The following is a 21,680-nucleotide window of genomic DNA, read 5'->3' as shown; positions in this document are numbered from 1 at the left end:
AGGACGGCGGCCGCTGGTCGGTCAGCCGCCGGTGCTCTCGCTGTGGCTGTCGGCGGTCGCGCCGGCGTCCCCGTCCCCGTTCCCGTCGGCGTGCCGGTCGCCGCGCGGCCGGGGCGACAGGACCAGGACGGAGACGTCGTCGCGGATCGAGGGGCAGAACCGGACCAGGTCCTCCCACAGGTGGCCGACGAGCGCGTCCGACGGCTCCTCGGCGAACGAGGTCAGCCGGTCGGGCAGCGGGTAGAAGGCGCCGCCCGCGTCCCGGCTCTCGCTCACTCCGTCCGAGGCCATGAAGAGCCGGTCGCCCGGCTCCAGCTCGACCGTGCGCGCCCTCGGCGGGGACAACTCGAAGAATCCCAGCCCCAGCGGGGGCCCCGGATCGGTGTCCAGTTCGAGGGCCTTGGCCCCGCGCAACAGCATCGGCGCGGGATGCCCGCAGGACACCATCCGTACGGTGTCGGTGCCCGGCGGGAACTCCAGGAGCAGCGCGGTGGCGAACAGCTCGGCGTGATCGACCGACGCCGAGTCCACCACCAGCCTGCGGTCGAGCCGGGCCGCGGCCTCCTCCAGATCGCGCTGGTCCAGCACCGTCTCGCGGAACGCCCCCAGCAGCGAGGCGACCGTCCCCACGGCCGACAGCCCGTGTCCCTGCACGTCGCCCATCACGGCCCGGACCCCGAACGGCCCGTCCCGTACCTCGAAGAAGTCACCGCCGACCAGCGTCTCCCGCTGGGCGGGCCGGTACAGCCCAGCGCAGCGGACCGGGCCGACCCGTTCGGGCAGCGGCGGCAGCACGGCGAGCTGAGCGGCCTCCGCGACCGACCGCACGGTGACCAGATGCGCGTCCCTGCGGCTGCGGACGAGTGAGACGAACACGCTCAGCACGGCGATGAAGGTGATCGTGAGCAGGTCCGCGTTGCCCGGATGGTTGAGGTGCAGGGCCGGGATGTTCATCAGGACCACGACGACCACGCCGAAGCCCGCCGTCGAGAGGGGGCCGTAGGAGAGCACGGCGAGGGAGGGGATGGCGCCCAGCAGGAAGCCGATGTCCGGGGGCTCGCTGCTCACGAGTTCCGCCACGAGGACGGCCGCCAGCAGGACCGGCGGGAGCAGCCTCACCCAGCGCGGAGGGGGCGAGCCGCGCAGCCATCCCGGGTAGTCGTCCCGCCGACCGGGCGCGGCCTTCCTGGCCATGGCACTCCTCCCTTCGTCACCACGCTCCTCCCTTCCCCGCCGTCGCGCATTTTGATCGGCTCGCCGGCACGGGCGGCGCGTGGAAGCCGACGGGCCGGAGTGTGCGGGTCCGAGCCGTCCGCGACGGCCCGGACGGGGGACCGGCGAGGGGAGCGGGGTGGTGCGAGGCGGCACGAAGCCCCGCCATCACGGGGATGAGATGACGGGGCTCCACAGGGCGGATGCCCCGCCGTCCGCGATTCATCCCACCGGCTTTCGGGAGAGGCCCCGGCTCCGCTTCCGGGGCATGGTGGAGAGGTGACAGGACTGGCCGTGCTGTTCGCGCTCCTCGGGGCCGCCAGCAACGCGATGGGCACGGCGTTCCAGCGCAAGGCCGCCGCCCGCCTCACCGAAGGCGGCGGGCTGCGCCTGATCATCCGGCTGGCCCGGCAGCCGCCCTGGCTGATCGGCATCGCCGGGGTGATCGGGGCGGCGCTCTTCCAGGCCCTCGCGCTGGCGAACGGGCCGCTGTCCCTGGTGCAGCCGCTGTTCATCCTGGAACTGCCCTTCGCCCTGATGATCGCCGTCCCGCTCCTGCACCGCCGTCTGTCGCGCGCGGGATGGCAGGCCGTCGCCGGCGTGGTGGCGGGACTCGGCCTCGTCCTCCTCGCGGCCGCTCCTTCCGGAGCACGGTCCGACGCCGCCATGGAGCGCTGGATCCCCGTACTGATCGCGTGCCTGGGCAGCGTGGCGGTCGCGGTCGTCGTCGCCAGGCCGGGCCGCCCGCCGCTCTTCCGCGCCGCCGTGCTCGGGGCGGCCTCGGCCATCAGCAACGCGCTGACCGCCGCCCTGCTCAAATCGGCCGTGGGAACGCTCCGCGACGACGGCTTCGTCGCCTTCCTCGGCATCTGGCAGACCTACGGATTCGCCCTCACCGGGATCGCCGCCGTCCTGCTCCTGGAGAACGCCCTCCAGGCGGGTCCGCTGGCCGCCTCACAGCCCGCGCTGACCATCGGAGACGCGACCCTCAGCCTCGTACTCGGTGTCACGCTGTTCGGCGAGACGATCCGTACGGGCTGGTGGCTGCTGCCCGAGCTGATCGGCGCGGGCCTGGTCCTGTGGGGCGTCCTGCGGCTGACCCGGGTGGTCCCGAATCTCGCGGACATGGCCCATTGACGTATGGCCCACCCCGCTCACGCCCGCCCGCGACCGCCGGTGGAGCCGGGCCGGGACGGTGCCCCGCGCGTGGCCGACACTCGCTCGATTGGTGACGGCCGGGACTGGACAGACCCTGGTGGTGACGAGTCGGATCGAGAACGTTCGGGAACTGGTCGCGCGGACGCGGTACGTCGTCCTCGGCTTCGACGGCCCGATCTGCCAGCTCTTCTCCGGGCCCTCGGCGACGGCCCTCGCGCGGGCCCGGCTCGACCGGCTGACGGAACCGGACCTGCGCGCGGCACTCGCCGAGGAGGAGTGCGACGCCGCGGACCCCTATCGCGTTCTGACGGCGGTGGCCGGACGGCACCCGGGAGAGGCCTTCGCCCGGCTCGACGCGTGGCTGACCGGGACCGAGCTGGAGGCGGTACGCACCGCCATGCCGACGGCGTACGCGGATCCGCTCATCCACACCTGGGCGGCGGTCGGCGCGAGGCTCGCCGTGGCGACAGGCACATCGGCCCGGGCCGTCACCACCTACCTGGACACGCGCGGTCTCACGCCCCGCTTCGCCCCGTACATATTCGGCCGCGTACCGCACCCGGGAACGCCCGCGCCCCGTCCGGCCGCCCTGGAACTGGCCCTGAGCGCCATGGACGCCGAGCCGGACGTCTCGCTGATGATCGGCGCCGCCCCCGAGGACCACGCGGCGGCGCGCCGGGCCGGTGTCCCGTTCCTCGGCTACGCCCGCCACCCCAGCAGAGCGCGGGCACTGCGGGAGGCCGGTGTTCCCGGGCGGTGCGTCACGGATTCCCTGGAGCCACTGCTGCGTACCCTGCGGGAATCCTCCTGAGCCGATCACTGCGCCATACGAGCGGAAAACCCGTCGGAAACTCGTGTGCATGCATCGCCGGGGGCGGGGCACCAGCATCCTGAGACAGTTCGGGAAGCTACCCCCCTGGCGAACCCCGAGCTGCACGGCCCCGCAGGCAGTCACTCCCCCCGGCTGCCGGCGGGGCCGCATTCGTACGGCCCCGCTCCACGTCCGTGCGGTCCTACTCGACCCGGATGCCGACGATGCAGGTGTCGTCGTCGGTGTCGGACCGGCTGTACGTCAGGAGCCGGTCGAGCTGGTGGTCCAGCGTCCCGGACGTCGTACGGGCCGCGGTGAGGAGCTGGCGCAGCGACACCTCCACCGAGCGGTCACGCCGTTCGACCAGACCGTCCGTGTACATCAACAGCGTGTCGTGGACCTCCAGTTGCACCTCGTTCTCCTCGAACGTCGCCTCGGGGACGGCACCGAGCAGAATGCCCTTGAGCAGGGGCAGCGGGGTGGCGTCCGCGTCCCGGACCAGAACCGGCGGCAGATGTCCGGCCCTGGCCCAGCGCAGGACGCGGCGGCGCGGATCGTAGATCCCGACGACCGCGGTGGCGGTGACCCCGCCCGTCAGATGGTGCGCCACGAGGTTGAGCCAGGACAGCAACTGCCCCGGCCCCGCACCCGTCACGGCCAGTCCGCGCAGCGCGTTGCGCAGCACCACCATGCTGGTCGCCGCCTCTATCCCGTGACCGGCCACGTCACCGACACACAGCAGGACCAGCCCGGAGGACAGCACGACCGCGTCGTACCAGTCGCCGCCCACGAGCTGTTCGGTCTCCGCCGGCCGGTAGCGCACCGCCACGCCGAGGCCCGGAGCCCGCAACGGCGCCTGGGCCGGCGGCATGATCGCGTGCTGGAGCTGGAGGGTCAGCCGGTTGCGCTCGTGCGCCTGCTGCTCGGTGTGCGCCAGCTGGTCGCGGGTGACGGCCAGCGCCACCTCCGTCCAGTGCTGCGCCGAGATGTCCTGGTAGGCCCCGCGGACCGCGAACAGCCGGTCGTCGGCGTCGAGCACCGGCTCGGCCACCACGCGGATGTGCCGGGTCACGCCGTCGGGACGCTGCAGCCGGAACGCGGCCGACGCGGGCCGCCGGTGGTGCAGGACGGTCCGCAGGAAGCGGCCGATGGTGACGGCGTCGTCCGGGTGGGCGTGCGCGGCCAGCTCCTCCAGCGGGACGGGGGCGCCGGAAGCGGAGCGGCCGTAGAGATCGAAGAGCGTCTCGTTCCAGATGGTCTCGCCCGTCAGCAGATTCTCCTCGAACCCGCCGATCCTGCCGAGCCGCTGGGCGTGCTGGAGCAGACTCGCCAGCCGTGCCGTCTCGTCCTCTATGCGCCAGATGAGCAGCACGGTTCCGCCGTGCCGGCTGATGTTGATGTCGGCCACGGCCGACAGCCGCACCTGGTCGACCAGCGCCGTCAGATCCATGCGCCGCGCCCGGAACGGCTCCCCGGTCGCGTAGACGCGCTCGACGCACTGGAAGAGGCCGCTGTCCCCGGCGGCCAGTGGATAGGCCTCGAGGAGCAGCGCCCCCTGAACGGTGCCACGCGGCCGGCCGGCCGGATCGAGGAAGCGCCCGTTCACGTGGCGGATGCGGAAGTCGGCGAGTCTTCCCTGGTCGTCGAGCTGGGGCACCAGGACCAGGGCGGGATCGTGCAATCCGTCGACCAGGTCGATCAGTTCGCCGACGTCGGCCGTCCCCCGCACGTCGGCGCAGTCGCCCGGCAGCGTGTGGGTCTCCAGCGTGTGCGAGCACAGTTCGGCCAGTGCCTCGACCTGACGGACCACCTGCGGCGGCTGAGGTTCCAGGGCGGACGGCCACGCGATCTCCAGGACGCCGTGGATCCGGCCTCCCGAGCCGGCCGGTACCGCGACCCGTCCGCCGTCCGGATACTCCGCGTGCCCGATGGACGGCGTCCCGGTGCCCGCCAGCGAGCGCGCCCACTGCGCCGTACGGTCGGACAGTGCCCGGCGTGCCATCGTGGCCACGCCCGGGGGTACGTGGCGCCAGCGCCTGGCCTCGCCCGCCGAGAACCCCGCGCTGCCCGCCAGCGACAGCGAACCGTCGGCGTCCGCCGCCCAGATGGCCACGGCGACCGCCCCGAGCGGGGTCAGCGCGTGCTGGAGCAGGGAGTCGGCCACCGACTGGGTGTCGCCCGCCGCCAGCGCGCCGCTCTCGGCCGCGCGCAGCCGTACCGCGGGAGCGTCGTCCCGCGGGGGACGCTCCGCGGTGGCGGAGAGGAAGGTGCTGGTCACCTCCGAAAGCCGGTCGTGCGCCGCCTGGTTGATGATCTCGACCGCGAGCTGGAGCCGGGGCACCTTGGCCTGTTCGGCCAACTCGGCGAGCTGGCGGGCGGCCTGGGCCGGGCCGCAGCCCAGCCGCTCGACCAGGATGCCCTTGGCCAGCTCGATCAGCGCGCGCCCGTCGGCCTGCGCCTGCGCGGCCCGTACCTCGCGGCGCAGCCGATCGACGGTGGCGGCCAGCCGGCCCACCGGCGAGGTCCGGGCCACGCCCGACCGGTCGCCGGCCGGCCCGGCGTCCGCGGCGTCGTCCGCGGGATCGGGGACGTCCGGGCCGGTTGTCTCAGGACGGTTCATCGTGCGGCCGCTCCTCGGCGGGTGCCCGGTGCGGGCCGGGGGAGGGGCGGCAGCGGCGGGTGTCCCGTCGCGAAGCCGCGGCGGAGGGCACGGGGTGGGTACGGGGTACGGGGTGTCACGTCACGCCCCGAGCCAGCGTCGGACGCACGCGATGAGGTCCTCGGTGTCGACCGGCTTGGTGACATGGTCGCTGGCACCCGACAGCAGGCTCTTCTCCCGGTCGCCGGGCATGGCCTTCGCCGTCACCGCGATGATCGGCAGATCGGCGTACCGGGGAATCTTGCGGATCTCGGCGGTCGCGGTGTACCCGTCCATCTCGGGCATCATCACGTCCATCAGGATCAGCGCGATCTCGGGCCGGCTCAGCAGCGTCTCGATGCCCTTCCTGCCGTTCTCCGCGTGCAGCACCTGGAAACCGTGCAGCTCCAGGATCCCGCTGAGGGCGAAGAGGTTGCGGGCGTCGTCGTCGACGACGAGCACCGTACGGCCCTCGAAGGCGCTGTCGATCGGCCGCGCGGGCCGGCTCCTGGCCTCCTCGGCGCGGACCAGCGGCACCACGTCGCCCGGCTGTTCCGCGGACAGGTGCAGCGCGATCCGCTCGCGCAACTCGTCCAGGCTGGACAGGAATTCCAGCGACCGGGCGCCCGAGCGGGACTGCAGCGCCTGCTCCTGCGCGAGGTCGACCCGGCTGCCGTTGTGGACGAGGACGGGGACGGTCGCCAGGGCCGAGTCACCCTCCACCGCCTCGAGGAACCGGGCGGTCTCGCCCTCCGGCATGCCGAGTTCGAGGACGACGCAGTGCCACGGCTCCGCGGCCAGGGCACTGGCCGCCTCCTGCGCGCCGACGACCGTGATGACGTCGACGCTCTCCCGCGCGTCGCCCTCGTCACGGCTGCGCGCGACATCGCCGACGGCACTCTCGGCCACCAGCGTCAGCAGCCCCCGCGGCCGGTCCTCGACCACCAGGAGCCGCCTCCTGCGCTGGCGGGGCAGGCCCGTCGAGCCTGCGGGCGCGTGCCGCGGCTCGAAGTGCGCCGAGGCGCCCCGGTCCGGAGCCGGCTCGGGGGCCCGGCCGCCGGCCATCAGCTCCTCGAACTCGGGCCGGGCCACCGGGAGGAACAGCGTGAACGTACTGCCCTGTCCGGGGGTGCTGTCCACGGTGACCGCCCCGCCGAGCAGGTGCGCGATCTCCCGGGTGATCGACAGACCGAGACCGGTGCCGCCGTACTTGCGGCTCGTGGTGCCGTCGGCCTGCTGGAAGGCGCCGAAGATCGTCTCGAGCTGCTGCTCGGGGATGCCGATACCGGTGTCCTTGACCCGGAAGGCCGCGATCGTCCCGCCCCGGTGCACCCCCGCGGGGATCTCCTGGTCGGACGCCGGTTCGATGCGCAGCTCGACCCGGCCCCGCTCGGTGAACTTGACCGCGTTCGACAGCAGGTTGCGCAGCACCTGCCGCAGCCGGGAGTCGTCGGTGAGCAGGTCCACCGGGGCCCCGGGAGCGGTGCTCACCGTGAACTCCAGGCTCTTCTGCGAGGTCATGGGGCGGAAGGTGGCCTCGACGTACTCGAGGAGCTGGCGCAGCGGGACCCGCTCGGGGGTCACGTCCATCTTGCCGGCCTCGACCTTCGACAGGTCCAGGATGTCGTTGATGAGCTGGAGCAGGTCGGAGCCGGCGGAGTGGATGATGCCCGCGTACTCGACCTGCTTGGGCGTGAGGTTGCGGGAGGGGTTCTGCGCCAGCAACTGGGCCAGGATGAGCAGGCTGTTGAGCGGGGTCCGCAGCTCGTGGCTCATGTTGGCGAGGAACTCGGACTTGTACTTGGACGCCAGCGACAACTGCTGGGCCCGAGCCTCGAGTTCCTGCCGGGCCTGTTCGATCTGGAGGTTCTTCGCCTCGATGTCGCGGTTCTGGGTCGCGAGCAGGGAGGCCTTGTCCTCCAGCTCGGCGTTGGAGCGCTGGAGTTCGTCCTGCTGGACCTGGAGCTCCTCGGAGCGGGCCTGGAGTTCGGCGGTCAGGCGCTGCGACTCGCCGAGCAGTTCATCGGTGCGGGCGTTGGCCACGATGGTGCTGACGTTGACGCCGATCGTCTCCATGAGCTGTTCCAGGAACGTCATGTGGCCCTGCTTGAAGCGGGTGACCGAGGCCAGCTCGATGACGCCCAGCACCTGCTCCTCGACGACGATCGGCAGGACCACCAGCGCCGTCGGTGCCGTGTGGCCCAGGCCCGAGGAGATGGTGACGTACCCCGGCGGCACCTCGTCCACGGTGATCGCCCGCCTGCTGCGTGCGGCCTGCCCGACCAGGGAGCGGCCGAGCGGGATGCGGGTGGGGCGCCCCTCCTCGTCGGGATAGCCGTACGACCCCACGAGCCGGAGCTCCGTGCCCTTCACGGTCTCCTCGGCGAGGTAGAAGGCGCCGTACTGCGCGGCCACGAGCGGCGTGAGCTCGTCCATGATCAGGTCGGCCACCACGTCCAGGTCGCGGTAGCCCTGCATCAGGCCGGAGATGCGGGCCAGATTCGTCTTGAGCCAGTCCTGCTCCTGGTTGGCGCGCGTGGTCTCCCGCAGCGACTCCACCATGGAGTTGATGTTGTCCTTCAGGTCGGCGACCTCGCCGGAGGCCTCCACGGTGATGGACCGGGTCAGGTCGCCCTCGGCCACGGCGCTGGTGACCTCGGCGATCGCGCGGACCTGACGGGTGAGGTTGCCAGCCAGCTCGTTCACGTTCTCGGTGAGCCGCTTCCAGGTGCCGGAGACGCCCTCCACCTCGGCCTGGCCGCCGAGCCTGCCCTCGCTGCCGACCTCGCGGGCCACGCGGGTGACCTCGGCGGCGAAGGCGGAGAGCTGGTCGACCATGGTGTTGATGGTCGTCTTGAGTTCGAGGATCTCGCCCCGGGCGTCGACGTCGATCTTCTTGGACAGGTCGCCCTTGGCCACCGCCGTCGTCACCAGGGCGATGTTGCGCACCTGGCCGGTGAGGTTGTTGGCCATCGAGTTGACGTTGTCGGTGAGGTCCTTCCAGGTGCCCGCCACGTTGGGCACGTGCGCCTGGCCACCGAGCCGTCCCTCGGTGCCGACCTCGCGGGCGACGCGGGTGACCTCGTCGGCGAAGGCGGACAGGGTGTCGACCATCGTGTTGATGACGTCGGCCAGGGCGGCGACCTCGCCCTTGGCCTCCACGGTGATCTTCTGCGAGAGGTCGCCGCGGGCCACGGCGGTCGCCACCTGCGCGATGGAGCGGACCTGACCGGTCAGGTTCGACGCCATGACGTTGACGTTGTCGGTGAGGTCCTTCCAGGTGCCCGAGACGCCGCGCACGGTGGCCTGTCCGCCCAGGTTGCCCGCGGTGCCGACCTCGCGGGCCACACGGGTCACCTCGTCGGCGAACGCCGAGAGCTGCTCGACCATCGTGTTGATGGTCTCCTTGAGCTCCAGGATCTCGCCCCGGGCGTCCACGGTGATCTTCTGCGACAGGTCGCCCTTGGCCACCGCCGTGGCGACCTGGGCGATCGAGCGGACCTGGGCGGTGAGGTTGCCCGCCATGAAGTTCACCGAGTCGGTGAGATCCCGCCAGGTGCCCTTGACGCCCTTCACGTCGGCCTGGCCGCCGAGGCGTCCGTCGGTGCCGACCTCGCGGGCGACGCGGGTGACCTCGTCGGCGAACGCGGAGAGCTGGTCGACCATCGTGTTGATGGTGTTCTTCAGTTCCAGGATCTCGCCCCGGGCGTCCACGGTGATCTTCTGTGAGAGATCTCCCTGGGCCACCGCCGTCGTGACCTGGGCCACGTTGCGGACCTGGGCGGTGAGGTTGCCCGCCATGAAGTTCACCGAGTCGGTGAGATCACGCCACACACCGCCGACCCCGGGAACCTGGGCCTGGCCGCCGAGGCGTCCGTCGGTGCCGACCTCGCGGGCGACGCGGGTGACCTCGTCGGCGAACGCGGAGAGCTGGTCGACCATCGTGTTGACGGTCTCCTTGAGCTGCAGGATCTCGCCGCGGGCGGGCACGTCGATCTTCTGCGAGAGGTCGCCCTTGGCGACCGCGGTGGCCACCTGCGCGATGTCACGGACCTGCGTCGTGAGATTTCCCGCCATGGCGTTGACGGAGTCGGTGAGGTCGGCCCAGGTGCCCGAGACCCCCGGCACCTCCGCCTGGCCCCCGAGCGTCCCCTCCGTACCGACCTCACGGGCCACCCGGGTCACCTCCGAGGTGAACACCGAGAGCTGGTCGACCATGCCGTTGAAGACGGTGGCGATGTCCCCCAGCAGACCACCGGCCTCGTCGGGGAGCCGGGTGCCGAAGTCGCCGTCGCGCACCGCGGTGAGGCCGGCCAGCAGTTGCCGCAGCTCCTGCTCACCCGGTGTCCGTACGGACGTCCCGCTCGCTGCCCTGGTCATGGCCACCCTCGTTCCGCTCCCCTGGAGTCCCGTGTCACGGAACTCGGAACCGCGCCGGGCCCACGGACGGCCCCTGCCGGCCCGTGGGATTCCCGCAGATCACGGGTCATCCCATCAAGAAAATACGCCGCAGGCTAACCCAGGGAGCGGGGGCGGAACAAAGCGTCGGAAGGAATTCCCCGGGCGACCGAAAATGTCGCCGGTCGCAGGAATAACCTCCCGTGAACGGGATACACAGGACCCTCTCGGTCCCGCTGTGTCCCTCTGGACGGGACCTCGGGCGCGGGACACGCCGTCGGCCCGCCCCGGACCGGAGTCCGGGGCGGGCCGTCAGGAGAGCCGTACGCGCTGTGACGTGTGCAGAGGTCAGGCGACCGCGGGGTCGAGCAGCCCGGCGCGCAGCCGCTTGATGATGCGGGTGATCAGCCGGGAGACGTGCATCTGGGAGATGCCGAGCTCCTCGCCGATCTGCGCCTGGGTGCGCTCCTCGACGAAACGCAGGTGGATGATCCGGCGCTGACGCTCGTCGAGCTCGGCGATCAGCGGGGCCAGGGAGTTGAAGTCCTCGACCAGTTCCAGCGACGGGTCCAGCTCGCCGATGAAGTCGGAGAGGACCGCCTCGCCGTCCGCGCCGCCGTCGGCGGTGAGCGCGGCGTCGAGGGACGAGGAGTTGTAGCCGTTCGACGCCTTGCGGGCCTCGATGACCTCTTCCTCCGACAGGGACATCAGCTCGGACAGCTCACGGGTCGTGGGCGTCCGGCCGAGGCGGGTGCGCAGCTCCTCCGTCGCCTTGGCGAGCTCGACGCGGGCCTCCTGAAGCCGCCGGGGCACGTGCACGGCCCAGCTCGTGTCGCGGAAGAAGCGCTTGATCTCACCGACGATGTACGGCACCGCGAAGGAGGTGAACTCGACCTCGCGGGTCAGCTCGAAACGGTCGATGGCCTTGATGAGGCCGATCGTGCCGACCTGGACGATGTCGTCCATCTCGCCCTGGCTGCGGCTGCGGAAGCGCGCCGCGGCGTACCGGACGAGAGAGAGGTTCATCTCGATGAGGGTGTTGCGCGCGTACTGGTGTTCCGGCGTCCCCTCCTCCAGTACGGCCAGCCCGTCGAAGAACTGACGGGACAGCTCACGCGCGTCCTTCGGGCTGATCTTCAGGGGTTCGTCGATCTGCGGAAGAACGTCTTCCGTGACCGTGGCTGCCTGGTGCGCCGTGTCCGTCGTCCTCACTGCCGTCACGGCTGCCATGCCGTCCACCCCACATCGTCCTAAGGAATTGATGACAGGGGCCCGTCTGCCCCGCCTCACACCGCTCATGCCACCCAGTTTCGAAATTTCGCGGAACGCGTGCGCGCCGCCTTCCCTCGACCCCGGGTCAGGGGTTCCTTCGTCCCCGGGACACCGTTCGGATGCGGCGAAGTAAAGTGGGTCTCGGGGTGAGTCAGTGGGTAGCGAGCGACGAGTGGGCCGGGCGCAGACGCGCTCGCCCCTGGCGTGCCCGGACGCGGGACTGCAGGCCGGGCGCCGCATCCCGGGAGCGGCGGTGGTCGCGCCATGACGACGACGGCACCGCACGGCGACCCCTTCGTCCATCCCGCGCTCATCTACCGCGACGAACTCGAGTACGTGCAGGAGATGACACGGTTCGTCTCCGACGGCGTAGCCGCGGGAGAGCCGGTGGCGGTGGCCGTGCCCGCCCAGCGGCTCGAACTCGTCCGTGACGCCATGGGACCGCTCGGTGCCGGCGTCCGCTGGATCGACATGGCGCGGGCCGGCCGGAACCCCGGCCGGATCATCCCCTCCGTCCTGCGGGCGTTCGCCGACCTCCACCGAGACGTCCATGTACGGATCATCGGCGAGCCGGTCTGGGCCGGCCGCACGGCGGTGGAGTACCCGGCCTGCGTCCAGCACGAAGCCCTGATCAACCGTGCGTTCGCCGGACGGGACGTGACGATCCTCTGCCCGTACGACGCCCGTGCTCTCGCCCCGGGTGTCATCGCCGACGCCCACGCCACCCACCCCCTCGTGATCGGCGCCGGGCGGCAGTGCCTCAGCGCGGCCTACGACCCGGACGGTGTGCTGGCCCGCTTCAACCAGGTGCTGCGCCATCCGCCGGGAGCGGCCACGGCCTCGTTCGACGCCGAACTCCTGCCCGTCGTGCGCGACTTCGCCCTGGCGGAGGCCCGGGCCTGGGGGATGTCGGCAGCCCGGCTCCAGGACCTGAACCTCGTCGTCGCCGAGCTGACGACCAACAGTGTGGTGCACGGGGGCGGTTCGGGAACCCTGAAGATCTGGGCCGAAGGCGAGCAGATCGTGTGCGAGACGCAGGACAAGGGGAGGCTGAGCGATCCGCTGGCCGGCCGGCACCCCGCGCGTCCGGATCAGATCGGCGGGCGCGGCCTGTTGCTCGTGCACTTCCTCTCGGACCTCGTCCGGCTGCACAGCGACGACGCGGGAACGACCGTGCGCAGCTACATCGACCGCCTCTGACCCCTCCGAGCCGTCGCAGGGACGGCGAGGGGCCCGGACCTGTGCTCCCGGTCCGGGCCCCTCGCCGTCGTCCACCGCGTTCGTGTGCCCCTAGCGCGGCGCGGCGCCCTGACCGGCCGATCGCGCCGCCTCGCTCTCCGTGCGGGCCCCGGCCTGCGACAGGGAGCCGCCCGAACTCTCCAGGTGTGCCCGGACGAACCACTGGAACTGCTCCAGCGCGCGGAGCTGCTCGATGAGAAGGTCCTCGGTCACCGGGTCGATCTTGCCGACCTCGGCCACCGCCGCGCGGTGCTCCTCCACGATCCCGGTATAGACGAGATCGAGGGCGCCGAGATGGGCGATGGCGTCGGCGCGGCCCACGCTGTAGTCGTCCCAGGTCCGTTCGGCGACGAGGGCGCCCGGAGTGCCGTGCGGAACCCCGCCCAGGGCGGAGATCCGTTCGGCGGCGTCGTCCGCCATCTCCCGTACGCGGTCCACCTGCGGGTCGAGCATCTCGTGCACGGCGATGAAGTGGGGACCCACGACGTTCCAGTGGATGTGTTTCAGCGTGAGCGACAGGTCGTTGAGGGCGTGCAGCCGCATGCTCAGCACGTCGATGATCCGACCGCCGTCCTGTGTGCTGACGCCGGGGACCGTGTAATGGGGAGTCGTGGAAGTCGTCATGGTGCCTCCGAGTGCCCTGGTTCGGCGGACGCACACCTTTCGCCCCGGGAACCGACCGGTCCGTACCCGACGGGCGACGGCGACGGGATGGCGTTCCTGAGGCGGCGTTGAGCCAAATAGGTTGTCCGGTGCGGTTGTTGCGAATGAACCGCCGCGAACCCGGGCACACGGTCGGAAACTCGAGAGAGGAGCCCTCGCCGTGCTCGTGCCCGACCCGAAGGTTGTCCGGAGGCTGCTGACCCGTTACGCGGCCCTGAAGATCGCGTACGCCGAGAAGGAGACTCCGGAGACGGTCCGCGGACTGGAGGACGTCACCTACACCCTGTGTGTGATGACGGGGACGACCAGTGTCCGCGAAGCCGTCGCCGCGGCGGACGTCCTGCTCGCGGCCGGAGAGAAGCGCCGGGACGCGCGGCAGGCCGGATCGCTGGCGGGCGGGACGTCGCCCGCGCCCTCGCCGAAGGCGGTGTCCGCGACCACCCCGCCGCTCACCCGTCCGCACACCGAGGTGCGGTCCCTGAACGGCAGACCCCTGGGTGTGTCCGGTCCGCTCCACTGACCGCCACGTGGTTCCTGTCCTTCGAACGGCTGAACTACCTCTTCGCCTCCCGCTCGTTGTCCTGCTGTGAGCATCGTCGAGGCGGAGATGAGGAATCGATGAGCCGACACAGCAAAGGCCGCAGGCACCGCAAGGTGAACATGACGCCCCGTCCGGTCGGACCGAGGAGATCGCCCCGTGAGGCGCGGGTGCCGGCGGGCGCGGCCGCGGCCGACCCGAGGCCCCCGCGCCCCCAGCCTCCCATCCCCGGGCAGGACGCGAACGGGGAACGGGCCGAGGCCGTGTCCAGGACGGTGACCGAGAGCGGTCTGAGCCGTCATGCCGTCCGCACCTGGGAGCGGTTGGCGGAGGCGGGCGCCGGCGGGGTCGAGGTCGCCGAGCTCACCGAGTCCGTGGGCTTCCGGCGCTCCACCGTGCTGGGGCATCTCAAGGGTCTGGCCGGGCTCGGACTGGCCGAGGACCACGAGAGCGTGTGGCGGGCGACCGGCCCGGTGGAGGGCGCGGTCGCCCGTGAAGGCGTGGGGGCCTCGGCCGGGAGCGCTTCCTAGGACGACGGCCCGTGGCGGCGCTTGCCGGGCGATTCCGCCCCGGTCAGGTGCCGCCCGCCGCGCTCCGTGCCGGCCGGGAGCGCGGTCGGGGCCGGGGCGCCGCCGCGGGGCAGGGATCCCCGGGTGGCCTCGCTCGGATGGCGGTGCCGCCAGTACGGATTGTCGTGGGGCAGCTTGCTCGACACACGCCCGTACATGCCGAACGTGAGGATCACCAGGCCCATGACGAAGCTGAAGACGACGTTCGTCATGCCGAAGTCGAGGATGTTCGCGGGCCGGTCGAGGATGAAGACGTGGACGAATCCGCTGAGCAGGAACAGGGTTCCCACCACCATGTTGAGCGTGGAGGCGACGTTGCCTCCGACGACGGCGCCGGCGATCAGGACCGCGCCGACGACCACGGAGATCAGGCTCAGGGCGCCGTTGGTCGACATGCCCGCGACGCTGTTCCCGTTCGTGTCGAACGGACTGAGTTCGTCGGCGAAGCCGAGGCTGCCGAAGACGAGCAGGACCACACCGCAGAACGCGGATCCCCACCGGTAGACGGTGGCCAGGTGGTGGTCGAGGGGCAGTTCGTCCTGGAGCTTCATCGCCCGTCCCTTCGTTCGCCGGGGGACACCGCCGCACGGCATCCCCTTCATCCCTTTCGTCCCTCACTTCCGTGGAAAAGCGCCACGCGGTTGCACCCCGTTCCGGGCGGTGGCCGGGCGAATTCGTCGTGCGGCGCGGTGTCGGGCGGGCTTCTCGGGGCATCCGGTGTCCATCGATCCACGACCGGACCTTCACGAGGAGTCCCCATGCTCGGCATAGCCGCCGCCGTCCTGCTGTTCATCGCGTTCCTGATCAACGCCGGTGACGTCTCGACCAATCACGTGTTCACCTCCACCAACGTCATGCTCATCGGACTCGCGCTGCTCGCCCTGCACCTCTCCGGTGTCGGCGGCGGCTGGACGACGCGCAGCCGCCGGCGTTGACGGACGGGCGGACGGAACCGGCCGAAAAGGCCCCAATTCGGGTGACTTCACCCGGGCGGCTTGCCGTGACACGCTCCCTCGGGAGATGGTTGTCGGACGGAAACAATCTGTCGTCCGGAAAGGTGGTGGGCTCGCTGAGCGGGCCCTTGCTCGTGGACACTTCCCAGCAACCTCCCCCCGGCCCACGTGGCGCCGTCGCGGCCGCCTCGTGGGGTTCCGCCCCCTACCCCGTGGTCGTGGCCGACCCGTCCGGTGGCGTGGTCGACACGAACGACGCCGCGGCCGCGCTCTTCCCCGACGCGATCGCGGGGTCATGGCTGCCGGACGTGGTACCCGATTGGATCGCGGAGGCCCACACGCGGCTGCCGGGCATCGTGCCGGGCCCCCGCAACCGCGGATCCGGCGCGATCGCGCACGGCCCGGTCGGCGACCGCACCTTCGAGGCGCACCCCACCCGCACGGACGACGGCGACGTCGTCTGGTGGCTGGTCGACGACACCGACCGGCGCCTGGCGGAGGACGCCCTCAAGGCCGAACGGGAGCGTGCCGGCTTCCTCGCCGGCGCCTCCAGCGCCCTGCTCTCCTCGCTGAACGTCGAACGGTGCATGGAGGTGACGGCGGAACTGGCCGCCGAGCACCTCGCCGACGCCGCCGTGATCGTCGCCCCGCCGCGCGGACGCAAGATCCAGCTCACGTTCTGCGGACCCGACGGCGCCGTCGTGCACCGGACGGTCCAGAACGACGTACGACAACTGCCGGGGCTCGGCGAGGCCCTGCGCGGATTCCCGCCCGTACCGTCCCGCTGGATCGACCCAGCCACCGTTCCCGGATGGGTCGTGCCGGAGGGGTTCACCGAACCCGTGGGTTCGGCCGTCGTGACACCGCTGCCCGGACACGGCGTGCCCGCGGGTGCCCTCATCCTGCTCCGGTCGAGCCGCCACGCGGCCTTCACCGAGAGCGAGGAGATCTTCGCCCGGCTGTTCGCCTCGCGCGCCGGAGCCGCCATGTCCGCGGCCCGCATGTACGCCGAACAGGCCGCCATCACCGCGACGTTGATGCGGGAACTGCTGCCGCCCCAGCTGCACGCGGTGCACGGGGTCGAGTTCGCCGGACGCTACCGCCCCGCGGGCCAGGCCGAACGCGTCGGCGGCGACTTCTACGACGTCCACCCCGCCTCGGACGAGGGCCAGGAGTCCCTCGTGGTCCTCGGGGACGTCTGCGGCAAGGGGCTGGAGGCCGCCGTCCTGACCGGCAAGATCCGCAACACGGTGCAGGCGCTCCTGCCGCTCGCCGACGACCACCAGCGGCTGCTCGGCCTGCTCAACGGCGCGCTGATGAACTCCCACCACACCCGCTTCGCCACCCTCGCCATGGCCTCCGTGGTACGCCGCGCGGGCGTCGTCCGGCTGCGGGTCACCAGCGCGGGACACCCCGCTCCGCTGATCGTGCGGGCCGACGGCGCGGTCGAGCAGGCCAGAACCCGCGGGACCCTCATCGGCGCGTTCTGGGACGTCAGCTCCACCACGGCCGACGTCGAACTGGCGCCCGGCGAGACCTGCCTCTTCTTCACGGACGGCATCACCGAGGCCAGGGGAGGGCCGCTCGGCGACGAATTCTTCGGCGTACGGCGGCTGGAGACGGCGCTCGCGCAGTGCGCCGGCATGCCCGCCGAAGCCGTGGTGGAGCACATCCAGATGCTCGCCGCCCAGTGGGTCGGACGCGGCGGCCACGACGACATGGCGACCGTCGCGGTCACCGCACCCCACCATGCGCATCTGAGCGCGGTGAACGGCCACACGCGGGGCAGGTACACAGGATGACCCCACCACCCCCACCACCTCCACCACTCTCGCCGCACCCCGACGTGGTGTCGCTCGGCCCCGCCCGTGACCATCTGTGGTCCGCGGTCCACCAGGGCGACGAGCGCGGAGCCGCGGCCGTCGTCCTCGACGCGCTGGAGTCGTCGGCCGACGCCGAGGCCGTCCTGCTCGACCTGATCGCCCCGGTCCAGGCGAGAGTCGGCATGGAGTGGGCGGCCAACCGGCTCACCGTCGCCCAGGAACACACCGCCACCGCCATCCACGAGCGGGTCATCGCGGTCCTCGCCCACCGACCCGGCCCGCGCGACGAGGCCCCGAGCGGCCCGCGCGTCACGGTGGCCTGCGTCGACGGCGAGTGGCACGCCCTGCCGGCCAGGCTCCTCGCGGAGGTGCTGCGGCTGCGCGGATGGCGGGTGGACTTCCTCGGCGCGCACGTGCCCACCCCGCACCTCATCGCGCATCTGCACCAGACGGGACCGAGGGCGGTGGCGCTCTCCTCCTCGATCCCCACCCATCTGCCCACCGCGCACACGGCCATCACGGCCTGTCAGGCGGCGGGCGTGCCCGTCATCGCGGGCGGCGCCGCCTTCGGGCCCGAGGGCCGCTACGCCCGCGCGCTGGGCGCCGACGGATGGGCGCCCGACGCCCGGGGCGCGGCCGAGGTCCTCGAACGGGGCCTCGACCGCCCCGTCTCCCCGTCCCTCCACCAGACCGTCGACGACCTCCCGCACCTGGCCGACCAGGAATACACGATCGTCGCCGGGACGACCCACCAGCTCGTCAAGCAGACCCTGGCGGACCTGGAGGACCGGTTCGAGCCGCTGCGCGGTTACACCGAACGCCAGCGGCGGCACACCGCCGAGGACCTCGCGCACATCGTCGAGTACCTGGCCACCTCGCTGTACGTGGCCGACGAGGAGCTGTTCACGCGGTTCATCCTCTGGACCGCCGACATCCTCACCGCCCGCCGAGTCCCCGCGCGGAGCCTGGACCCCGCCCTGGACCTGCTGGCCCTGCAACTGAAGGACTTCCCACGCGCCTGCCGCACACTGGCCCACGCGCGGGAGGCGCTCGGAAACCGAACGCCGCCATCCACGATCCCCGGCCCCGGAAAGCCCGAATGACCACTTCACATCCCCCCGCCTTCACGCTGACCGTCGAGGTCCAGCCCGCCGCACTCGTGATCCGCGTCGCCGGAGACCTCGACCACGAGACGTGCGACGAGCTCATGAGAACCGTCGACCAGTACCTCCTCGCGCCCCAGGATCCCGGCAGACGTTTCCGGGAACTGCGCGTCGACTTCGCCGCTCTCGGCAGCATCGACTCCATGGGCCTGTCCACCCTGCTGATGATCCGTCGCCGTACCGACGCCGCGGGTCTGTGCCTGTACCTCGACCAGCGCCCGCGCGGCATGGACCGGCTCCTGGAGATCACGGGAACACTGGATCACCTCACCGCGCTGCGCGACGAGAGCGACGGCGAGCGGAGCCCCGGGACCGGCTGACGCGTCGTGGGCGGGCGTCACGCTGTCGGGTGAAAGGCGCCGGGCTCGCGATCAACGCGCCGCATCCCGTCGAATGCACGCCGGATAGTGGGGTATTGGGGGCCCTGTACGACCGGCGAGCCCACGGAGGAAGACATGACGATCGACGGAATCTGGTCCTACGCACCGGAGTTCGACCACCCCGAAGCGCACGAACTGGCCGGCTACAGCGTCGAGGCGACCGACGGGACCATAGGGCATGTCGACCGGCAGGCCGACGACTCGGGCATGCGCCACCTGGTCGTCGACACCGGGGTCTGGGTGTTCGGCAAGAGCGTCCTGGTGCCGGTGGGCGTCGTCGCCGGCATCGACACGGAGTCCCAGAAGATCTCCGTCGCGTGCACCCGCGAGGAGATCAAGTCGGCACCCGTGTTCAGGACCGACCGCGAGACCTCGGACCCCGCGTACCTGTCCAGCGTCGGGACCTACTACCGTGGCCTCCCGCCGAGGCAGCCCGCGTGAGCGGACGAGAAAGAGTGTTCACATGCACGACGGGTTGCACGCCACCGTGACGCACGGGGCGGCCGAGGACGCCTTCGTCGTACACGTCGGCGGCGACATCGACCACGAGAGCGCGTTCCGGCTCGAAGAGGCACTGAGTCTGGCCGGCCGGGCGGGCCCGGAACGCACGGTGGTCGATCTGTCCGGCACCGACTTCGCGGACTCCTCGATCCTGCACGTCCTCCTCGAAGCGCAGCGCGCGCACCGCGCCCGTGGCACGCTCATGGTGATCTGCGGGCCATTCAGCGACATCGTACGGAGGCTGTTCGACGTGACAGGGACCGAGGGCTTCTTCGTCCTCGCGGACAGTGTCGAGGCGGCGCTGGAACTCCCGGACCCGGCGACCGGACCATGACCCCGGGCGACCGCCCGTCGGCGGCGGGCCCGGGCCCGGGAGAGGGTGTCGCGATCACGAGCGCCGCCACGGCACGCGACCATGTACGGGCCCTGCTGCGCGAGCACGGCCGGACCGGCGGGCCGAACCCGGACGCGGTCGTCGACCTGCTGCTCGTCGTCTCGGAACTGGTCACCAACGCGATCCGGCACGGCGACGGGCTCGCCGGGTTCGACGCGACGCTGACACCCGAGGGCGTCCGGCTCTCGGCGCGCGACAACAGCGACGTCGTTCCCGCCCAGGCCTACGGCACCGGCGAGATCCCGCGCACGCACCGGACGAACGGATACGGCTGGCCCCTGATCATCCGCCTCTCCACCGCCGTCACCATCGAGCCGTACCCGGGCGGCGGCAAGACGATCCACGTGTTCGTCCCCCTGACCTGAGGCGGACCCACCCGTCCCGTCCGTCGCGATGTGCGAGGCCGGCGGGCGTAGCGGGACGCGCGCGTGGAAGAAGAGCCTCGACCGACTCCGCCGGACACGGGGTCCGGAACGCCGGCCGGACCGGCGCGGAGAGGTGAGTCATGAACAGTGTCATCGAGGCGGTCCGCCCGGCGCGGCTCCGCCGGTACGGGCCCCGGCTGCCCGCGTTCTGGTGGCCCGCCCTGCGCCGTACCCCGGTCTCGATGTGGAACGACGACGTGTCCGACTGGGCGGCCGCGCTGACGTACTACGCGATCCTCGCGGTGCTCCCGGCCCTGCTGGTGATGGTCATCGCCTTCGGCCTGATCAGCCCGGAGACCGCCGAGCACTTCATCGCGCACGTCACCGCTTACGCACCCGCCCAGTCGGGGGCCGAACTGCACCAGGCGCTGGGGGAGATGCTGCGGCAGCGGTCCGCCGCCTGGACGCTGCTGGTCACCGGCGCCGCGAGCGCGCTGTGGTCGGCGTCGAGCTACCTCGCGGTGTTCCGGCGGGCCCTGCACCGCATGCACGACACGGCCGACCAGCGCTCGGCCTGGCGCACCGCGCACCGGCTGGTGCTGACCGCTCTGGCGCTGCTCGGGCTGCTCGTGGTGAGCGCGCTCGTCCTGCTCCTGACCGGACCCGTGGCCGAGGCCGCGGGCCGCGTCCTCGGTGTCCGCGGCCCGGTGGCCCTGGCCTGGAACCTGCTCCGCTGGCCCGTGTTGACGTGCCTGGTGGCCCTGCTGGTCCTCGTCGTGTTCCACACCGGGCCGACGCCCGCCCGACGCCGTCGGCACAGCTTTCCGGGCGGCATCCTGGCGGCCGTCCTCTGGCTCGCCGTCTCGGCCGGATTCGCCCTGTACGCCTCCGCCCTCGGCGCCTACAGCCGGCTCTACGGCTCTCTCGCGGGGCTGGTCGTCTTCCTCGTGTGGCTGTGGCTGTCCAACCTCGCGCTGCTGGCGGGCGCGCAGTTCACGGCCGAACTGAACAAGGCCGTGACGGCGGGGAATCGGGCGACAGTCTGAGGTTCACAGGTTTGTTCCGGCCCGGACGGCGCACACGGAGTGAGGAAGCCACATCTTGTACGGACGGACGCTGGAGGAACTGTGGGCATCATCGCTTGGATTCTGATCGGTTTGCTTGCCGGTGCCATCGCCAAGCTGCTGCTGCCGGGCAAGGACCCGGGCGGCATCATCATCACCATGCTGATCGGTGTGGCGGGTGGCCTGCTGGGCGGCTGGCTGGGCAAGGTCATCTTCGGCGTCGACTCGATCGACGGGTTCTTCGACCTGTCGACGTGGATAGCCGCCATCGCGGGATCGCTGATCCTCCTGGTTCTGTACCGGGTGCTGACCGGCAACAGCCGATCGCACCGCCACGCCTGACCGACCGGGCCCCGGCCCGTTCGGCGCGTTCTGACCCACGGCCTGGGGCCGGCACCGGAGTTCCGGTGCCGGCCCCAGGCCGTTCGTCGTTCCTCCGGAGGCGATGCCCGCGGCGGCGGTTCCTGCGGGGCGCGCCCGGGGCTCCGGACCGCCTTCCCAGCGCGGCGAGCCTCCTGCCATGATCACCACAGAACGCG

General features: G+C 71.7%; 20 protein-coding genes. 14 read left to right on the top strand and 6 right to left on the bottom strand.

Features of this window, described 5'->3' with window-relative positions; translation table 11 throughout:
• Positions 1-21: 21 nt before the first annotated feature.
• Positions 22-1,194 carry a PP2C family protein-serine/threonine phosphatase gene (locus tag ACZ4TO_RS32530; protein WP_468026123.1) on the bottom strand — a complete coding sequence of 391 codons (1,173 nt, stop codon included), beginning with the start codon at positions 1,192-1,194 and terminating at the stop codon, positions 22-24.
• Positions 1,195-1,491: 297 nt separating this feature from the next.
• Between ACZ4TO_RS32530 and ACZ4TO_RS32525 the strand changes: the two genes are divergently transcribed.
• Positions 1,492-2,349, top strand: coding sequence for a DMT family transporter (locus ACZ4TO_RS32525; protein WP_468026122.1), 858 nt, complete (start codon positions 1,492-1,494; stop codon positions 2,347-2,349).
• 91 nt (positions 2,350-2,440) lie between these two features.
• On the top strand, positions 2,441-3,181 hold the full coding sequence (locus tag ACZ4TO_RS32520; RefSeq protein WP_468026121.1) for an HAD family hydrolase: 741 nt from the start codon (positions 2,441-2,443) through the stop codon (positions 3,179-3,181).
• 202 nt (positions 3,182-3,383) lie between these two features.
• Here ACZ4TO_RS32520 and ACZ4TO_RS32515 read toward each other — a convergent pair whose 3' ends face one another.
• The 3 genes from ACZ4TO_RS32515 to ACZ4TO_RS32505 all read right to left on the bottom strand — a co-directional run bounded on the left by ACZ4TO_RS32515 (position 3,384) and on the right by ACZ4TO_RS32505 (position 11,447).
• Positions 3,384-5,801, bottom strand: coding sequence for a SpoIIE family protein phosphatase (locus ACZ4TO_RS32515; RefSeq protein WP_468026120.1), 2,418 nt, complete (start codon positions 5,799-5,801; stop codon positions 3,384-3,386).
• A 120-nt stretch (positions 5,802-5,921) separates the two neighbouring features.
• Complete coding sequence (locus ACZ4TO_RS32510; protein WP_382778803.1) at positions 5,922-10,199, bottom strand: HAMP domain-containing protein; 4,278 nt, start codon at positions 10,197-10,199, stop codon at positions 5,922-5,924.
• A 366-nt stretch (positions 10,200-10,565) separates the two neighbouring features.
• Complete coding sequence (locus ACZ4TO_RS32505; protein WP_468026119.1) at positions 10,566-11,447, bottom strand: RNA polymerase sigma factor SigF; 882 nt, start codon at positions 11,445-11,447, stop codon at positions 10,566-10,568.
• Between the two features lie 306 nt (positions 11,448-11,753).
• Between ACZ4TO_RS32505 and ACZ4TO_RS32500 the strand changes: the two genes are divergently transcribed.
• On the top strand, positions 11,754-12,689 hold the full coding sequence (locus ACZ4TO_RS32500) for an anti-sigma factor RsbA family regulatory protein (RefSeq protein ID WP_468026118.1): 936 nt from the start codon (positions 11,754-11,756) through the stop codon (positions 12,687-12,689).
• Positions 12,690-12,779: 90 nt separating this feature from the next.
• Here ACZ4TO_RS32500 and ACZ4TO_RS32495 read toward each other — a convergent pair whose 3' ends face one another.
• Positions 12,780-13,352 (bottom strand): Dps family protein, encoded by a 573-nt coding sequence (locus ACZ4TO_RS32495; RefSeq protein WP_451076236.1) that lies wholly within the window; start codon positions 13,350-13,352, stop codon positions 12,780-12,782.
• A 199-nt stretch (positions 13,353-13,551) separates the two neighbouring features.
• Between ACZ4TO_RS32495 and ACZ4TO_RS32490 the strand changes: the two genes are divergently transcribed.
• Positions 13,552-13,911 (top strand): DUF5133 domain-containing protein, encoded by a 360-nt coding sequence (locus ACZ4TO_RS32490; protein WP_382778799.1) that lies wholly within the window; start codon positions 13,552-13,554, stop codon positions 13,909-13,911.
• A 98-nt stretch (positions 13,912-14,009) separates the two neighbouring features.
• Entirely contained in the window at positions 14,010-14,459 is a 450-nt protein-coding gene (locus tag ACZ4TO_RS32485; RefSeq protein ID WP_468026117.1) for a hypothetical protein, read from the top strand.
• Here the strand turns inward: ACZ4TO_RS32485 and ACZ4TO_RS32480 are convergent.
• Complete coding sequence (locus tag ACZ4TO_RS32480; protein WP_468026116.1) at positions 14,456-15,049, bottom strand: DUF4383 domain-containing protein; 594 nt, start codon at positions 15,047-15,049, stop codon at positions 14,456-14,458. The two genes, ACZ4TO_RS32485 and ACZ4TO_RS32480, sit on opposite strands and share 4 nt — an antisense overlap.
• 207 nt (positions 15,050-15,256) lie before the next feature.
• On the opposite strand from ACZ4TO_RS32480, the gene ACZ4TO_RS32475 reads away from it, so the two are divergent.
• From ACZ4TO_RS32475 to ACZ4TO_RS32435, 9 genes are all read left to right on the top strand, one after another.
• Positions 15,257-15,433 (top strand): hypothetical protein, encoded by a 177-nt coding sequence (locus tag ACZ4TO_RS32475; protein WP_192582574.1) that lies wholly within the window; start codon positions 15,257-15,259, stop codon positions 15,431-15,433.
• Between the two features lie 152 nt (positions 15,434-15,585).
• The gene (locus ACZ4TO_RS32470) at positions 15,586-17,253 is read left to right on the top strand and encodes a PP2C family protein-serine/threonine phosphatase (protein WP_382778796.1); all 1,668 of its coding nucleotides are present in this window, start codon (positions 15,586-15,588) and stop codon (positions 17,251-17,253) included.
• Entirely contained in the window at positions 17,250-18,377 is a 1,128-nt protein-coding gene (locus tag ACZ4TO_RS32465) for a cobalamin B12-binding domain-containing protein (RefSeq protein ID WP_468026115.1), read from the top strand. The genes ACZ4TO_RS32470 and ACZ4TO_RS32465 overlap by 4 nt, the downstream gene beginning before the upstream one ends.
• Positions 18,374-18,757, top strand: a complete 384-nt coding sequence (locus ACZ4TO_RS32460; protein WP_468026114.1) for an STAS domain-containing protein — start codon at positions 18,374-18,376, stop codon at positions 18,755-18,757. Before ACZ4TO_RS32465 ends, ACZ4TO_RS32460 begins: the two co-directional genes overlap by 4 nt.
• A 135-nt stretch (positions 18,758-18,892) precedes the next feature.
• On the top strand, positions 18,893-19,258 hold the full coding sequence (locus ACZ4TO_RS32455; protein WP_382778793.1) for a PRC-barrel domain containing protein: 366 nt from the start codon (positions 18,893-18,895) through the stop codon (positions 19,256-19,258).
• A gap of 22 nt (positions 19,259-19,280) precedes the next feature.
• Positions 19,281-19,652, top strand: a complete 372-nt coding sequence (locus ACZ4TO_RS32450) for an STAS domain-containing protein (RefSeq protein WP_468026113.1) — start codon at positions 19,281-19,283, stop codon at positions 19,650-19,652.
• The gene (locus tag ACZ4TO_RS32445) at positions 19,649-20,077 is read left to right on the top strand and encodes an ATP-binding protein (RefSeq protein WP_382778791.1); all 429 of its coding nucleotides are present in this window, start codon (positions 19,649-19,651) and stop codon (positions 20,075-20,077) included. The genes ACZ4TO_RS32450 and ACZ4TO_RS32445 overlap by 4 nt, the downstream gene beginning before the upstream one ends.
• A gap of 140 nt (positions 20,078-20,217) precedes the next feature.
• Positions 20,218-21,123 (top strand): YihY/virulence factor BrkB family protein, encoded by a 906-nt coding sequence (locus ACZ4TO_RS32440; RefSeq protein ID WP_382778790.1) that lies wholly within the window; start codon positions 20,218-20,220, stop codon positions 21,121-21,123.
• Positions 21,124-21,204: 81 nt separating this feature from the next.
• A complete protein-coding gene (locus ACZ4TO_RS32435) occupies positions 21,205-21,483 on the top strand; it encodes a GlsB/YeaQ/YmgE family stress response membrane protein (protein WP_355773918.1) in 279 nt (92 codons plus the stop codon).
• The last annotated feature ends 197 nt before the right edge of the window (positions 21,484-21,680 follow it).

Source organism: Streptomyces sp. NPDC028298, assembly GCF_055565895.1.
The sequence above is the reverse complement of the archived record's forward strand: the minus strand, read 5'-3'. Positions and strand labels throughout refer to the sequence as shown.

Bases quoted from the DNA above. Each gene is read 5' to 3' on its own strand.
- ACZ4TO_RS32530 (WP_468026123.1), bottom strand. From the start codon at position 1,194: ATGGCCAGGAAGGCCGCGCCCGGTCGGCGGGACGACTACCCGGGATGG.
- ACZ4TO_RS32515 (WP_468026120.1), bottom strand. From the start codon at position 5,801: ATGAACCGTCCTGAGACAACCGGCCCGGACGTCCCCGATCCCGCGGAC.
- ACZ4TO_RS32510 (WP_382778803.1), bottom strand. From the start codon at position 10,199: ATGACCAGGGCAGCGAGCGGGACGTCCGTACGGACACCGGGTGAGCAG.
- ACZ4TO_RS32505 (WP_468026119.1), bottom strand. From the start codon at position 11,447: ATGGCAGCCGTGACGGCAGTGAGGACGACGGACACGGCGCACCAGGCA.
- ACZ4TO_RS32500 (WP_468026118.1), top strand. From the start codon at position 11,754: ATGACGACGACGGCACCGCACGGCGACCCCTTCGTCCATCCCGCGCTC.
- ACZ4TO_RS32495 (WP_451076236.1), bottom strand. From the start codon at position 13,352: ATGACGACTTCCACGACTCCCCATTACACGGTCCCCGGCGTCAGCACA.
- ACZ4TO_RS32485 (WP_468026117.1), top strand. From the start codon at position 14,010: ATGAGCCGACACAGCAAAGGCCGCAGGCACCGCAAGGTGAACATGACG.
- ACZ4TO_RS32480 (WP_468026116.1), bottom strand. From the start codon at position 15,049: ATGAAGCTCCAGGACGAACTGCCCCTCGACCACCACCTGGCCACCGTC.
- ACZ4TO_RS32475 (WP_192582574.1), top strand. From the start codon at position 15,257: ATGCTCGGCATAGCCGCCGCCGTCCTGCTGTTCATCGCGTTCCTGATC.
- ACZ4TO_RS32465 (WP_468026115.1), top strand. From the start codon at position 17,250: ATGACCCCACCACCCCCACCACCTCCACCACTCTCGCCGCACCCCGAC.
- ACZ4TO_RS32460 (WP_468026114.1), top strand. From the start codon at position 18,374: ATGACCACTTCACATCCCCCCGCCTTCACGCTGACCGTCGAGGTCCAG.
- ACZ4TO_RS32455 (WP_382778793.1), top strand. From the start codon at position 18,893: ATGACGATCGACGGAATCTGGTCCTACGCACCGGAGTTCGACCACCCC.
- ACZ4TO_RS32450 (WP_468026113.1), top strand. From the start codon at position 19,281: ATGCACGACGGGTTGCACGCCACCGTGACGCACGGGGCGGCCGAGGAC.
- ACZ4TO_RS32445 (WP_382778791.1), top strand. From the start codon at position 19,649: ATGACCCCGGGCGACCGCCCGTCGGCGGCGGGCCCGGGCCCGGGAGAG.
- ACZ4TO_RS32440 (WP_382778790.1), top strand. From the start codon at position 20,218: ATGAACAGTGTCATCGAGGCGGTCCGCCCGGCGCGGCTCCGCCGGTAC.